General features: G+C 42.5%; 11 protein-coding genes. 9 read left to right on the forward strand and 2 right to left on the reverse strand.

The window, feature by feature from the left end; genetic code table 11:
- The first annotated feature begins 637 nt into the window (after positions 1-637).
- From ilvG to VOI46_RS01560, 8 genes are all read left to right on the forward strand, one after another.
- Positions 638-2,287 (forward strand): acetolactate synthase 2 catalytic subunit, encoded by a 1,650-nt coding sequence (gene ilvG / locus VOI46_RS01525; RefSeq protein WP_004589294.1) that lies wholly within the window; start codon positions 638-640, stop codon positions 2,285-2,287.
- The gene (ilvM, locus tag VOI46_RS01530) at positions 2,284-2,526 is read left to right on the forward strand and encodes an acetolactate synthase 2 small subunit (protein ID WP_004589295.1); all 243 of its coding nucleotides are present in this window, start codon (positions 2,284-2,286) and stop codon (positions 2,524-2,526) included. Before ilvG ends, ilvM begins: the two co-directional genes overlap by 4 nt.
- A 105-nt stretch (positions 2,527-2,631) precedes the next feature.
- Complete coding sequence (ilvD, locus tag VOI46_RS01535) at positions 2,632-4,488, forward strand: dihydroxy-acid dehydratase (protein ID WP_004589296.1); 1,857 nt, start codon at positions 2,632-2,634, stop codon at positions 4,486-4,488.
- Between the two features lie 2 nt (positions 4,489-4,490).
- On the forward strand, positions 4,491-6,044 hold the full coding sequence (gene ilvA, locus VOI46_RS01540) for a threonine ammonia-lyase, biosynthetic (RefSeq protein ID WP_004589297.1): 1,554 nt from the start codon (positions 4,491-4,493) through the stop codon (positions 6,042-6,044).
- 144 nt (positions 6,045-6,188) lie between these two features.
- Positions 6,189-7,175 carry an ABC transporter substrate-binding protein gene (locus tag VOI46_RS01545; protein ID WP_039972499.1) on the forward strand — a complete coding sequence of 329 codons (987 nt, stop codon included), beginning with the start codon at positions 6,189-6,191 and terminating at the stop codon, positions 7,173-7,175.
- 62 nt (positions 7,176-7,237) lie between these two features.
- Positions 7,238-8,413, forward strand: coding sequence for a methyltransferase (locus VOI46_RS01550; protein WP_004589299.1), 1,176 nt, complete (start codon positions 7,238-7,240; stop codon positions 8,411-8,413).
- 64 nt (positions 8,414-8,477) lie between these two features.
- The gene (can, locus tag VOI46_RS01555; protein WP_004589300.1) at positions 8,478-9,137 is read left to right on the forward strand and encodes a carbonate dehydratase; all 660 of its coding nucleotides are present in this window, start codon (positions 8,478-8,480) and stop codon (positions 9,135-9,137) included.
- An 8-nt stretch (positions 9,138-9,145) separates the two neighbouring features.
- Positions 9,146-9,793 (forward strand): NAD(P)H-binding protein, encoded by a 648-nt coding sequence (locus VOI46_RS01560; RefSeq protein ID WP_004589301.1) that lies wholly within the window; start codon positions 9,146-9,148, stop codon positions 9,791-9,793.
- An 82-nt stretch (positions 9,794-9,875) separates the two neighbouring features.
- On the opposite strand, the gene VOI46_RS01565 is transcribed toward VOI46_RS01560, so the two are convergent.
- The gene (locus tag VOI46_RS01565; RefSeq protein ID WP_004589302.1) at positions 9,876-10,139 is read right to left on the reverse strand and encodes an accessory factor UbiK family protein; all 264 of its coding nucleotides are present in this window, start codon (positions 10,137-10,139) and stop codon (positions 9,876-9,878) included.
- Between the two features lie 161 nt (positions 10,140-10,300).
- Here VOI46_RS01565 and rep point away from each other — a divergent pair, with 161 nt between their 5' ends.
- Complete coding sequence (gene rep, locus VOI46_RS01570) at positions 10,301-12,319, forward strand: DNA helicase Rep (protein ID WP_004589303.1); 2,019 nt, start codon at positions 10,301-10,303, stop codon at positions 12,317-12,319.
- Here the strand turns inward: rep and VOI46_RS01575 are convergent.
- Complete coding sequence (locus VOI46_RS01575) at positions 12,312-14,879, reverse strand: diguanylate cyclase (protein ID WP_004589304.1); 2,568 nt, start codon at positions 14,877-14,879, stop codon at positions 12,312-12,314. The genes rep and VOI46_RS01575 overlap by 8 nt on opposite strands.
- Positions 14,880-14,985: the final 106 nt, after the last annotated feature.

The following is a 14,985-nucleotide window of genomic DNA, read 5'->3' on the forward strand; positions in this document are numbered from 1 at the left end:
TTGTACTACAATGTATCAAAAATTAATCAAGCCCTATATGGCTATTATGTGGCTAGTGAATTTACTTGATGCAAATTAACGTATAGATTTTTCATTTAAGCCTTTTTTTGTGAATTTAAAATCCGTTTAAAGTCGCTTTTTGCTCTTTTGTTGAATTAAGTTTGGTGTTGACTTACTCGCCTCAGCGCGGTACAAATACATATACAGAGCGAAGAGTAATACTTCGTAACAAATGAACACATTTTGGTATTAATTACATGCTTACAAATGCACTTAACCTAGTCCTGATTATTATCGTGGTGATTATTCCCGCGAGGGCTTCGTAGTGCTATAAACTTAAGCATTAAAAAGCCCTCCGCACCTAACCGTTCGGAGGGCTTTTTAGTTTTAAGCACAAAGTTTTAAAGATTTTATACCAATTCGCTTAATTAAGTGATCTATTTTGAGGATAGATAAACGTGTTGATAGCTAGGCAAAAAATTCGCTATTTAGTTGTTCTAAATGAGAATTTTTTAACGCAGATAGCGACACTTTTAGCCCCCTAAAAATAATTAAGTATTATTGCGGATTGGTATTAGCTATAAGTTTTTTAAGTAAGTATGTAATTGGGTTGTCACTGAGGAATGAGGATTAATTAATGACAGGCGCAGAACTAACAATCGATTTATTAGCCAAGCACGGCGTAAATGAAGTATTTGGCTACCCTGGCGGAGCTATTATGCCCATTTACGATGCGCTGTATGGCGCGCCTGTAAAGCATTACCTTACTCGCCATGAGCAAGGCGCTGGTTTTGCCGCAGTGGGTTATGCTCGCAGCACAGGCAAATTAGGCGTTTGTTTTGCTACCTCAGGCCCAGGCGCTACTAACTTAATAACAGCACTTGCCGATGCAATGATGGACTCAGTGCCATTATTAGCAATTACAGGTCAAGTACCGACTGCCGCTATTGGCTCAGATGCATTTCAAGAAGTCGATGTACTAGGTATGTCACTGTCGTGTACTAAACATAGCTACATGGTAGAGCGCCCAGAAGACTTAGCTGAAATATTACAAGAAGCCATGCACTTAGCTCAAAGTGGTCGCCCAGGCCCAGTGCTTGTAGATATTCCAAAAGATATTCAAATGGCGCAAGTACCTTTTAAACCTTGGTTAGCTGCTGATGAATATTTACCACAACTTGATTTAAACCAAGTAGCCATTGCAAACCAGTTATTAACTGAAGCAAAGCAGCCAGTAGCGTATGTAGGTGGTGGCGTACAAGCCGCCGATGCGCAAAATGAGTTAATGCAGTTTTTAAACAAAACACAAATGCCAGCGGTATCAACATTAAAAGCGCTAGGCAGTGTGTTACCAGATTACGAGCACTACTTAGGAATGTTAGGCATGCACGGCACACAAGCGGCTAACATAGCAGTACAAGAGTGTGATGTACTTGTATGTATAGGCGCGCGCTTTGATGACCGCGTAACGGGCAACTTAGCCAAATTTGCAGCCAAAGCAAAAGTAATACACTTAGACATTGACGCGGCCGAAGTAGGTAAACGCAAACCTGCTAAAGCGTCCTTAATTGCTGATCTAAAAACCTCATTACCCGCACTTGAGTGTGTTGTAACACCTAAAGCATGGTGCGATACAAATAAGCTCATGAGCGAAAAACACGCATGGCGTTACGACTACCCAGGCGAAAAAGTATTTGCCCCGTATTTATTGAACCAGTTAAGCCAGCGTATGCCAAAAACAGGCGTAGTGTGCTGCGATGTAGGCCAGCACCAAATGTGGGTGGCGCAACATATGAAATTTAACCACCCAAGTAATCACTTAAGTAGTGGTGGCGCAGGCACTATGGGCTTTGGTTTACCAGCGGCTATTGGCGCACAAGTAGCACGCCCAGACGATTTTGTAATAACGGTGTCGGGCGATGGCTCAATCATGATGAACATTCAAGAGCTTGCCACTATACGTCGTAACAATTTACCAGTAAAAATACTAATATTAGATAACCAACGCTTAGGTATGGTTCGTCAATGGCAGGAACTGTTTTTTGAAGGGCGTTACTCTGAAACCAATCTTTCAGATAACCCTGATTTTGTTCAGTTAGCGGCGGTATTTGGTATTCCTGGGCAAACAATTACTAAAGCCAACGAAGTAGACGATGCAATCACTGCACTGGTAAACAGCGAAGGGCCGTATATTTTACATGCCTGTATAGATGATAAAGAAAACGTATGGCCGCTTGTACCACCAGGGGCTGCAAATGACGAAATGATTACGGAGAAAGCACAATGAAACACAGCTTAACTATTGCATTGAAAAACCAAAGTATTGCGGTGGAGCGCTTTTTACGTGTTGTGCGTCACCGTGGTTTTGACCTTACGCATTTTCAGCTTAATACAGATGAAGCTCAATATACGATAGCAATGACGGTCGATAGCGATAAGCCTATTCATCTATTAACCAGCCAGCTAAATAAGTTGGTAGACGTGAAAGAAATCAGCTTAGAAAATTTACAGCAACAAGCAGTGTAACTGCTAACGAAACACATTTACGCGTTACTGAATATAACCATCAGTAACTCAACAATTTTTAGAATGAGGAATGCCCGCTTACACAGCGGCAAAACAGAGGTAACTATGGCTAAATTAAGAAGTGCAACAACAACTGAAGGACGTAAACGCGCAGGCGCACGTGCATTATGGCGCGCAACAGGCATGACCGACACCGACTTTGGTAAACCCATTATTGCTGTAGTTAACTCGTTTACGCAATTTGTACCAGGGCACGTACACCTTAATCAGCTTAGTGAGCTAATGGCTGAAACAATCACGCAAGCGGGCGGCGTACCAAAAGAATTTAACACCATCGCAATTGATGACGGTATCGCAATGGGCCACGGTGGTATGCTTTACTCACTGCCTTCTCGTGACTTAATTGCAGACTCTGTTGAATACATGGTTAACGGCCACTGCGCCGATGCGATGATCTGTATTTCTAACTGTGACAAAATCACCCCAGGGATGATGCTTGCAGCGCTACGTTTAAATATACCGGTTATTTTTGTATCGGGCGGGCCAATGGAAGCGGGTAAAACCAAACTTGCTAACATCGATATTAAACTAGATTTAGTTGATGCCATGGTAAAAGGCGCTGATGAAACAGTAAGTGATGCTGATTCAGAGCAAGTAGAGCGCTCTGCGTGTCCTACCTGTGGCTCGTGTTCGGGTATGTTTACTGCCAACTCAATGAACTGTTTATTAGAGGCTATTGGCCTTGCACTACCGGGTAACGGCACAACGCTTGCAACGCATAAAGATCGTAAGCAACTGTATGTAGAAGCCGGCGCTCGCATTGTTGACTTGTGTCGCGAGTACTACCAAAAAGACAACCACGACGTGTTACCGCGTGCAATTGCAAACAAAACAGCCTTTATGAACTCTATGGTGGTTGATATTGCCATGGGTGGTTCATCTAATACCGTATTGCATTTATTAGCAGCAGCACAAGAAGCCGGTGTAGATTTTGATATGTCGCACATTGATGAGCTATCTCGCAAAACCCCATTTTTATGTAAAGTAGCCCCAGCTACACCTGAGTACCACATAGAAGATGTGCATCGCGCTGGTGGCATGATGGCAATTGTACGTGAGCTAGGTAAAGCGGGTTTAGTTGATTTATCGGTAAACCACGTAGCGGGTATGACGATGGGAGAGCTTGTTAAAAAGTGGGATGCGACTGATCCTACAAACGAAGCAGCACAAAAGTTTTACCGTGCGGGCCCTGCCGGTATTCGTACTACAAAAGCAATGAGCCAAGAGTGCCGTTGGGATGAAGGCGATAACGACCGAGAGCATGGTTGTATCCGTAGTGTTGAGCATGCCTTTAGACAAGATGGTGGCTTAGCTGTGCTTTCAGGAAACTTAGCGGTTGATGGCTGTATTGTTAAAAGTGCAGGTGTAGTTGACGAAATGCTGCATTTTGAAGGCACCGCCGTGGTGTACGAATCACAAGATGATTCAGTAGAAGGTATTTTAAACGACGAAGTAAAAGCCGGTGATGTTGTGGTTATTCGCTACGAAGGCCCTAAAGGCGGCCCAGGTATGCAAGAAATGCTTTACCCAACGAGCTACTTAAAATCAAAAGGCCTTGCTGAAAAATGTGCCTTGATCACCGATGGACGCTTTTCGGGCGGCACCTCTGGTTTATCAATCGGCCACGTATCGCCAGAGGCGGCAAGCGGTGGTGCTATTGCGTACGTTGAAAATGGCGACAAAATTATTATTGATATTGCAACGCGTGAGATCACGCTTGCATTAAGCGAGGAAGAGTTTGAAGCGCGTAAACAAAAGCAATTAGCGCGTGGTAAACAGGCGTATAAGCCCCTTGACCGTGAGCGTTATGTTTCGTCGGCATTAAAAGCCTATGCACTACTTGCAACCAGTGCCGATAAGGGCGCAGTACGTGATTTAGCCAAACTGGAGGAGCTTAGCTAATTATGGTTTCTCAAGAGCTCGATTATTTTCGCGCTATTATTCAGGCCAATATGGAACCGCTAGCTAAAGTGACTGAGGTCAGCGAAATGCGCGACCTCAGTGATAAATTAGGCAACCATGTTTGGTTAAAGCGTGAAGATCAACAGCCCGTGTATTCGTTTAAGTTACGCGGTGCTTATAATAAATTAAACAAGTTACCAAAAGGGTCTGTTGTTATTACGGCATCTGCGGGTAACCATGCACAAGGTGTGGCGCTTAGTGCTTCACATCTTGGCCATAAAGCCACTATTGTTATGCCAGTTACCACGCCTGAAATAAAAGTAAGTGCGGTACGTGCGCTGGGCGGTGAAGTGGTTTTACATGGCCATCATTTTGATGCTGCAAAAGCACATGCACTTGAACTAACAGAGCAACGCAATGGCGTATTTGTACCGCCTTTTGATGACCCTGATGTAATTGTGGGGCAAGGCACAGTGGCTCGCGAGCTTATGCAGCAACTCAACGAGCTTGATGCGGTATTTATCCCTGTTGGCGGTGGTGGTTTACTTGCTGGTATGGCGGTTTATATCAAATCATTACGCCCCGATATAAAAGTCATTGGCGTAGAAGCTGACGAAAGTGCATGTTTACAAGCCGCGCTTAAAGCGGGCGAGCCTGTTGAGCTTGACCGTGTTGGCAGTTTTGCCGATGGCGTAGCGGTTAAAATTATTGGCAGTGAAACATTTCGCTTAGCGCAAAAATTTTGCGATGAAGTTGTAACTGTTAGTGGCGATGAAATTTGTGCCGCTATGCAAGATATTTTTGTCTCTACGCGCGCAATTTCAGAGCCCTCAGGTGCACTTGCAACCGCAGGGCTTAAAAAGTGGAGCCAGCAATCGGGCTTAAAAGGGCTGCATTTAGCAGCGGTGCTTTCGGGTGCTAACTTAAATTTTGACCGCTTACGTTATGTGGCTGAGCGTACTGCGCTAGGTGAAAAAAACGAAGCACTACTTGCGGTGACCATTAAAGAAGAAAAAGGCAGCTTTAAGCAGTTTTGCACCTCTTTAGGTGGCCGGGCTATTACTGAGTTTAACTACCGTTATGCAGGCCCAGGTGAAGCGCAAATATTTGTAGGTATTGCCCTGCGCCAGGGTGAGCAAGAACTCAACGAGCTAAAACAAGACCTAACTAACAACGACTACCAATTTTGCGATTTATCAGATAACGAACTCGCTAAATTACACGTACGTTATATGGTAGGAGGTAAAGCACCGGAGCAGTTACACGAAAGGTTATTACGGTTTGAATTTCCGGAATACCCAGGAGCCCTTGCGCGCTTTTTAGATACCTTAGGTAGCAATTGGAATATTACTTTATTCCATTATCGCAATCATGGGGGGTCTATCGGAAATGTACTGGCGGGCTTTGCTATTGAGCCAAGCCAATTTGATATGTTTAACGAGCACTTAAACCGCTTAGGTTACAGTGTACAAGATGAAACACATAACCCGTGTTTTACGCAGTTTTTAACCTCTCAGCCACAAAGCCCAAACGTTGACAATTTAGCCTCAGCTTAGGGTTTTTATAAGCAAGTATGCACGTTTGCATGCTTGCTTTATCGTGTGTTTTAAATATAGTTACAGCTAATGACTACTATTTGGAACACCCAGTTGCTTATTAAAGGATTAATATTTGTAATTTTGCTTTTTTGCAGCCAACTAATGGCTCAAGAATCAGTCACTTTACAACTAAAATGGACCCACCAGTTTCAGTTCGCCGGCTATTATATGGCTCAGCAAAAAGGCTACTACAAAGACGCCGGACTTGATGTAACCATACGCGAAGCCAATCCTAAAATGCCTGACACTTTCACGCCTGTAGCAAGTGGAGAAGCCCAATTTGGCGTAGCGCATTCGGGTATTTTACAACAAAGAGTAAACGGCCAACCGTTTGTAGCAATGGCGGCTATTTTACAGTTTTCTCCTTACTGTTGGATGGTAAAAGACAGCTCTGATATTTTTCACCCCCGCGATTTTACCGCTAAACGTATTACCGAAGTGAGTAAAAAAGACAGTACCGAGCTGCTAGTTATGCTTAAACGCAGCGGTATTGATATTGCTACTTTAGAGGTATACGAAGGCGATGAGCCCGCGCTACAAGCGTGGCAAGAAAACAAACTTGATGCAATGCAAGTGTATGTCACCACTCAGCCTTACTTTATGACTCAGCAAGGGGTATCGCACCGCCTTATATGCCCACAGCGCTATGGTATGGATGTGTATGGTGATGTGCTATTTACCAGCGAATCAATGCTTAAAAAGCACCCGCAAACGGTCGAAAAGTTTTACCAAGCGAGCTTAAAAGGTTGGCGCTATGCGATGATGAATATGGATGAAGCCATAGCAATTACTCAGCAAGTGTATGCGCCAAACAAAAGTTTTCATCAGCTAGCTTATGAAGCCGAAGTATTGAAAGACTACATAATGCCGCCTACGACCCATTTAGGGAATATGTCGATGGCCAAGTGGCGCTTAATTGCAGATTATTATGGCATTAAGCAAACGCAATTTGACGAGCACAAAGCTGGGTTTGTTTATAAATACCAAGAGCCAGAGCGATTACAACTGTCGTGGATGCTAATAGCCGCCTTTATTGTGAGTATTATTTCGATCCCTCTTTATTTGCGTTTAATACTTGGAAAAAAATAACCGCTTAATGCTGCTCTGCGCAACTGGTATAATTAAACGTCTTTTTACTATTTTAAGTTGTTATGAACCTAGCTGAGCAGTTTGCAGCACTCGATGCAGTGCTAATGAATACCCGCGAATATTGGCAATGTACAGCATTTGATTTTGATGAATTACCGTGGCCTGAGCTACAAGCGGCGTTAAATAACTTATCAGATGAAGATGTCGCAAGGCTTGATAACGATCAGCAACAGCTTTATCAATTTTTTAGCCCGTTTATTGCTGGGGTAGAGCAGCTACCTGAGCTGTGTAATTTACCAAAAAGCCAGCAGCAACGTAGTGAATACCCGTTTTGGATAAGTAACGGTATTAAAGGGCGTAAGTTTGAGCAACTGCAAGACTTTGTTTCAGCATTAACGAGTAACACACAGCCTGTACTTGAATGGTGCGCAGGTAAAGGGCATTTAGGCCGAATGCTTGCTTATAACGGCGCGCAAAGCGTACACAGTGTTGAGCTACAAGGGCACCTTTGCGAGCAAGGAGAGAACAGTGCACGCAAGCAAGGTTTGGCGATGAAATTTAGCCAAGCTAATGTGCTTGAAGATGAAACACGCCATTTTTTTAATACCGACACACATGCGGTTGCACTGCATGCATGTGGCGCATTGCACCAAACATTTATGCAGCACGCCAGCGCCGCTAGGGTAAAACGTATTAGTTTTTCGCCGTGCTGTTATCACTTATTTACCGATAGTCGTTATCAGGCAATGAGTGAGCTTGCTCTTGCTAGTAAGCTTAATTTAACGCACCGCGATCTAAAACTGGCGCTGCAAGAAACAGTTACAGCCCCTTCACGTGTAGCTAAAATACGAAAAACTGAGGTGGAATGGCGCTTAGGGTTTGACGCACTTCGAAAGTCACTCACTCATGAACAATATTACGTGAGTGTGCCTTCCGTTAACAAAGCCGTGTTTTCTGATACGTTTGCACAGTTTTGTGCTTGGGCGGGGGATAAAAAGTCTATAAGTATCCCTCAAGATACTGATTACGATAAGTTTTTGTTAATTGGTAAGGCGCGTAAAAAAGTAACAGAGCGAATCGAACTGGTTCGACATGTGTTTAGAAGAGCAATAGAAGTTTGGCTTGTGCTCGATCGTGCTTTATATTTGCAACAGCAAGGTTATCACGTTTCAGTTACCACCTTTTGTGAGAAACAATTAACTCCTCGCAATATTTTAATTCTTGCAAACACCAACTAAAAAGGCGCTCATTATTTGTCTTTTCTGGGGTGTAATTTCTATCCCGTCCTAAATAAGAGATGCAATGAGAAAGCTAAAAAATTTATTCGAAAACAACAAACGTTGGGCTGCACGTACAACCGAAGCCAACCCTGAGTTTTTTAAAATATTATCAATGCAACAAAACCCAGAGTACTTGTGGATTGGCTGTTCAGACTCGCGTGTTCCTGCCAACCAAATTGTTGATTTACTGCCGGGTGAATTATTTGTACACCGTAATGTAGCTAATGTGGTAGTACATACTGACCATAACTGTTTATCGGTAATGCAATACGCGGTAGAGGTGCTTAAAGTAAAACATATTATGGTGGTTGGCCACTATGGCTGTGGTGGTGTTCAAGCGGTATTAAATAACGCCAAATTTGGTTTTATTGATAACTGGTTACGCCATGTTGGCGATGTAAAAGAAAAACACTTAGAGCAGCTTAATGCAATGGATGAACAACAGCGTTTAAGCCGCTTGATTGAGCTAAACGTTATTGAGCAAGTACGCAACGTGTGCAGAACAAACATAGTTCAAGATGCATGGGATAAAGGCCAAGAGCTAACGATTCATGGTTGGGTATATGGATTAGAGAACGGCCACTTGCACGACTTATCATCGGTTGTAACCTGCGCCGATGAAGAAGGCGATGTGTATAAAAAAGCCGTTGCACATGTACTCGCTAAAGACGGTTGCGAGTAATTTAAACAATGACTAAAACGGCAATAATCATAGGGGCAACAGGGGTTGTGGGGAGTGAGCTATTAACGCTTTTACTGCAAAGCCCTGCGTTTGGCCATGTGATTGCTATAACTCGCCGTAAGCTGGACGTTGAACATACTAAGCTCACTAATCAGGTTATTGATTTTGATTGTTTAACTAACTACTGCGCGTTATTTAAAGGGGATGTGTTTTTTTCGTGTTTGGGCACTACTAAAAAGCAGGCTGGCTCAACAGCGGCGCAGCGTAAAGTTGATTTTGATTATCAGTTTATTGCGGCGCAAATGGCGGCAAACAATGCAGTGAGCCATTACTGCTTAGTGTCATCAAGCGGCGCTAATGCGCACAGTATCAGCCCTTACTTAAAAATGAAAGGCGAGCTTGAGCAGCACATAAAAACGCTGGGCTTTGCAAAAGTAAGTATATTCCAGCCGTCTTTATTGATTGGTGAGCGAAACGATACACGAATAGCTGAGCAAATAGGCGCATTTGTGTTACCTGTTATTACTCAACTTCCTTTTTTAAAACGTTATAAACCCATTACGGGTAAGCAAGTGGCGCTAAAAATGTGCGCTGTAAGTTTAGCGCAGCAACAATCACTGCAATACTATGTATTAGAGGCACTTTTTGATACATAGTGGGCTTTTAGTTAAAACTAAAAGCAAAAAAAGCAGCCTTAGCTGCTTTTTTTGTGGCTGAGTATACATACGTAAATACGTGCTACTCGGCGTTATTTTTAGCATTTAGTTGTTGCTCTAGTAACACAACTTTTGCTTCAAGCTCAGTGAGTTTTTCACGAGTACGAATAAGTACTTGGCTTTGCACATCAAATTCTTCGCGGCTAACAAAGTCCATTTCAGCCAGCTTATTTTGTAAAACTTGTTTGGTTTTACCTTCCAGTGTATCTGCTAGGTTTTTTACACCTTGCGGCATGTTGTTGGTGATTTGCTTAGCAATTTCTTCAAGTTTTGCTGGATTGATCATAATCGTCCCTTGCTGTTGCCCTAAAATGATAATGACTAATATTACCTTATACCTAAGGTATTTAATACATGATCACCACAATGGAATTAATTAATCTAATGGCTATGCCTGTATCTGTGGTTACGGTAAAATTAGCTGCCTTTTAAAACTCCATGGTCGTTATGAAACTCAATCCAAAACAAGATGAAGCAGTAAAATATATTAGTGGTCCGTGTTTAGTACTCGCGGGTGCAGGCTCAGGTAAAACGCGCGTAATCACTAACAAAATTGCTTATTTGGTGCAAAAGTGCGAGTACAAAGCACGTAATATTGCTGCGGTAACGTTTACGAATAAAGCGGCCAAAGAGATGCGCGAGCGTGTATTACAAACGCTTAATAAGCAAGAAGCGAAAGGGCTGTGGGTATCAACCTTTCATACCCTAGGGCTTGAAATAATTAAAAAAGAGCTCAAAACGCTTGGCTTTAAAGAAGGTTTTTCGCTGTTTGATGACCAAGATACTAACCAGCTGTTAGGTGATTTAACCGAAGACGAACTTAAAAAAGACAAAGACCTACTTAATCTATTAAAAATGCAAATAGGCAGCTGGAAAAACGAATTAATCTTGCCAGAGCAAGCCATACGCGAAGCACGTGATGCGCAAAAGGCGTTATTTGCGCAGCTTTACGCGCGTTATCAAAATCAGCTGCGAGCATATAACGCACTGGATTTTGACGATTTAATAATGATCCCCACCTTATTACTGAGTAGTAATGCCACCTCACGAGAGCGTTGGCAGCAACGATTTAGGTATTTGCTGGTGGATGAATACCAAGATACCAATACCAGCCAGTACCAGCTTGTTAAGTTATTAGTAGGCGAGCGAGCGCGTTTTACTGTGGTAGGGGATGATGACCAATCTATTTATTCATGGCGCGGAGCCCGCCCCCAAAACTTGGTACTGTTAAGTAAAGATTACCCCGGCCTTAGGCTCATAAAGCTTGAGCAAAACTACCGCAGTGCCCAGCGCATTCTAAAAGCAGCAAATATTTTAATTGCCAATAACCCGCACGATATCGAAAAAAAGCTATTTAGTGAACTTGGTTACGGTGAGCCGATTAAAGTGATTGGCTGTAGGGATGAAGAGCATGAGTGCGAGCGAGTTGTTGCTGAAATAATTTCTCATAAATTTATGAAGCGCACCAGCTATAAAGATTACGCTATTTTGTATCGCGGTAATCACCAGGCGCGCGGTTTTGAAAAATCATTAATGAGTAACCGCATTCCCTATAAAATTAGTGGCGGAATGTCGTTTTTTTCGCGTTCAGAAATTAAAGATATTATGGCGTATTTACGCTTGTTGGTTAACCAAGACGACGATAATGCTTTTTTACGCATTGTTAATACGCCGCGCCGTGAAATAGGCACCGTTACACTTGAAAAGCTAGGCACACTTGCAAACGAAAAGCACCAAAGCTTATTTGCCACCTGTTTTGATAACGACCTAGGCTACCGCCTTAAAGGGCGTGGCTTAAATGCGCTTTCGGGGTTTGCACGTTGGGTTGTTGAGCTTTCAGATAATGCAGTGCGTAGCGATACGCTCGAAGCGGTAAAAGACTTGGTACGTAATATTAACTACGAAGCGTATTTATATGAGTCATCGCCAAGTGCCAAAGCGGCAGAAATGCGCATGAAAAACGTCTCTGAGCTGTATCGTTGGATCACCGATATGCTCACCGGAGATGCCGATAACGAACCGATGACCTTACCTGAAGTGGTCAGTAAATTAACGCTTCGCGATATGCTAGAGCGTAACGAGGAAGAAGATGAGTCTGATGCGGTACAGTTACTTACTTTGCATGCATCTAAAGGCTTAGAATACCCGTACGTATTTATGGTTGGGATGGAAGAGGGGTTATTGCCACACCAAGTAAGTATTGACGAAGAAAACGTAGATGAAGAGCGCCGTTTAGCATACGTAGGGATCACACGGGCCCAGCAAGAGCTGACACTAACGTATGCAAAAATACGTCGTCAGTTTGGCGAAACCTCACAAACAGAGCTAAGCCGCTTTGTGCAAGAGTTACCGCAAGATGACCTAGCGTTTGAAAACAAAAAAGCCCCAAGCTCGCAAGCTGAGCGCATGGAAAAAGGCCAAGCACGGGTCGCTAACTTAAGGGCGATGCTGAAAAAACCTAGTTAATAGACTGCGCGGCGTTGTTATTAGCCGCTACTGGCTCCGATAAGCCTTGCTGCTTAGCAACAAATAAGTTTAGTCCGTATTTATCTAGCAAGGCTCTAAAGTTGAGTATAGAAGGGCCTTTGGCAATAACTTTTATGCCTTTTAGCTGAGTGATTGCCAGTACACCTTGTAATTGCAAGTTAAAGCTTTCTTGTTGCAGTACGCGTTTACTAAAGGTTGAGCTAAGTAGTACATAATCGAAGGTAATGTCGGTCAGTGCATTTAGCTCACAGCGGTCTTTTGCAAAGTTATTTAAGCCAATGCTGTAGCCAAGCTGCGAGAGCTTTTTAAGATTTTCTAGCTGAGTTGCACAGGCGTAACGTATTTCTTGGTCGTCAAACAATAAACACAGTTGGCTTTGCCCTTGCAGCTTACTTAATACCTCAGTAAATAAATTAAATTCAAGCGCTTCTAAAAGTAGCCCTGAGCATGGCAATAACACCATGGCTACATTTGCCGCTAAGGCATGGGAATAGGCGTGTTGTAATAGTTCTAATTCAACTTGGAGGTGCTGCTCTTTATCGGTTGCAAACTTTTTCAGTACTTCAAAACTGGTATAGCCTAATACAGGGTGTTCACCAAAGGCTTCAAATAGTGATTCTGATTGCTGTTGTTCATCAAGGTTTATAATATCTGCACTTCTAAAGCTCATCGGGAGTGAATCAAGATGGTGCTGTGCTGGAGATTCTGCACTTGTTAGTGTTTGTGTTAATAGTGGGTGGAACAGCTCATAGCGGTCGCGCCCTGCATTTTTAGCGTAATACATAGCAGCATCGGCATCGCGAATAATTTCATCGGTATGCTGATAACTTGAATTTGAGTACGTTATACCAATACTTGCACCACTTTGAATGCAGGTACCTTTGCTGCAAAATGGCTTTTTCATTATATTAATAATGCGATCAGCTACATCTTCTGCTTGTTGTAGCTCTGTTAAGTGGGTAAGCAAAATTACAAATTCATCACCACCAAGGCGAGCGAGTAAATCGTGTTCGCGAATACAATGCGAAAATAAATCAGCCACACTTATTAAAAATTGATCGCCGGCATGGTGACCTAGTTGATCGTTTATATCTTTAAACTTATCTAAATCAATAAATAACACAGCAAAGTGATGATCAGGAAAACGATGGTAATGCTGCAGTGTTTTTTCTAGCTGGGTTAAAAACAAGCTGCGGTTAGGCAGGCCTGTTAATGAGTCGTGATGCGCATCATGATAAAGCTGTTGCTCTACTTTTTTACGCTCATCAATTTGCATTTGTAAATGTAGGTTAGCTTGCTGCAGCGCTTTTGTTTTTTCGTTAACTCGATACTCTAACTCTTGGTGGCTAGATTTAAGTGCTTGAGTGGCTAATTTTGTTTGTAAAACCGTGGCAATTTGGTGTGATACAAACGTAATAAGCTCGCAGTCATCGTTGCTAAAAATATGATTGTTATTATACGCTTGGCATACTATTAAGCCGATAACCCCTTGCGATGTTTTAAGCGGCGCACCTAGCCAGCTGGTGGCCATTTGCTCTTTAGGTACAGGTGTAGAGCGTTGTACTACACCCTTTTTTAGTAACTCTCTCGCTCTGCTTGGGTTAATAAGCTGAGTTCGCTCAGTACTAATTACTAATTCACTATACCCTTTTGCAAAACGCCTAGGCTTTGCCTCTGATCTAAATTCGTCGGCGTAATATGGGAAGTCTATCCACCCAGTTTTCTTATTATAAAGAGCGATATACAGATTATCAGCATATGTAATCGTTCTAATTATTTGATGAATTTTTAAATAAGCATCATTAAGATTTTTTGCCTGTGTGGCTATTTCTGAAATCTTAAATAGGATCTGCTGTCGTTGAGAAGCACGTTTACGCTGCTCAACTTCTATGTTGAGCGCTTCGTTGCTTTGAGTAAGTGCACGTGTACGAATTTTAACTTCAGATTCAAGAAGTTCACGTTTCTTTACTCGCTCTATAGCAGTGGCTAAATAAAGTGACATGACCTCTAAAAGCTGAATTTGCTGAGAGCTGTAGTATTTTTCAGTATCATAGCTTTGCGCAGCAAGTACACCAATAATATGCTCACCTTGGTAAACTGGTACGCCCACCCAATGCTCTGCTGGCGTGCCCAGCGCTTTGAATAAGCCTCGGTCTGCGGCGTCTCGCATTTGTTGCTTAGTAAAATACGTTGTTTTACCTTCCTTAAATACATAGCCCGTTGCACCTTCATCGAAACTATTTGCTTGATGAAGCGGTACCGAAATACCATCTTTCTCATCTGCAAAATAAGATAGTTCAAGTGAATTGCTATATTCGTTTAATAGTACAACATAGAAGCTTTTACTGGGTACGTACTTTTGTAAAATATCGTGGATGGCTGGGTATAAAAGTATTAATTCAGCCACAGTACTAGCTTGCTCTGATAGTTGTATCAGGGCATTTTGTAAGTGGTGGGATTGTCTGTACTTTTCAAGTAGTGCTCTAAGTTTCTTATTTTGGTGCTCTAATTTACTCGGTTCAGTTCGTTTATCTTCCAATGATAGTAGCCGATAGTTATTATTGTATGTTTATTAGCCATATGATTTCATTGTTCAGGTCTATCGTCAAGTGACTATCACACTAAAACTTGCTATTAAAACACTA

Origin of the sequence: Pseudoalteromonas sp. CuT4-3 (genome assembly GCF_035666335.1) — a bacterium.
GTDB classification, from domain to species: Bacteria; Pseudomonadota; Gammaproteobacteria; order Enterobacterales; family Alteromonadaceae; genus Pseudoalteromonas; species Pseudoalteromonas atlantica.

Bases quoted from the DNA above. Each gene is read 5' to 3' on its own strand.
- ilvG (WP_004589294.1), top strand. From the start codon at position 638: ATGACAGGCGCAGAACTAACAATCGATTTATTAGCCAAGCACGGCGTA.
- ilvM (WP_004589295.1), top strand. From the start codon at position 2,284: ATGAAACACAGCTTAACTATTGCATTGAAAAACCAAAGTATTGCGGTG.
- ilvD (WP_004589296.1), top strand. From the start codon at position 2,632: ATGGCTAAATTAAGAAGTGCAACAACAACTGAAGGACGTAAACGCGCA.
- ilvA (WP_004589297.1), top strand. From the start codon at position 4,491: ATGGTTTCTCAAGAGCTCGATTATTTTCGCGCTATTATTCAGGCCAAT.
- VOI46_RS01545 (WP_039972499.1), top strand. From the start codon at position 6,189: ATGGCTCAAGAATCAGTCACTTTACAACTAAAATGGACCCACCAGTTT.
- VOI46_RS01550 (WP_004589299.1), top strand. From the start codon at position 7,238: ATGAACCTAGCTGAGCAGTTTGCAGCACTCGATGCAGTGCTAATGAAT.
- can (WP_004589300.1), top strand. From the start codon at position 8,478: ATGAGAAAGCTAAAAAATTTATTCGAAAACAACAAACGTTGGGCTGCA.
- VOI46_RS01560 (WP_004589301.1), top strand. From the start codon at position 9,146: ATGACTAAAACGGCAATAATCATAGGGGCAACAGGGGTTGTGGGGAGT.
- VOI46_RS01565 (WP_004589302.1), bottom strand. From the start codon at position 10,139: ATGATCAATCCAGCAAAACTTGAAGAAATTGCTAAGCAAATCACCAAC.
- rep (WP_004589303.1), top strand. From the start codon at position 10,301: ATGAAACTCAATCCAAAACAAGATGAAGCAGTAAAATATATTAGTGGT.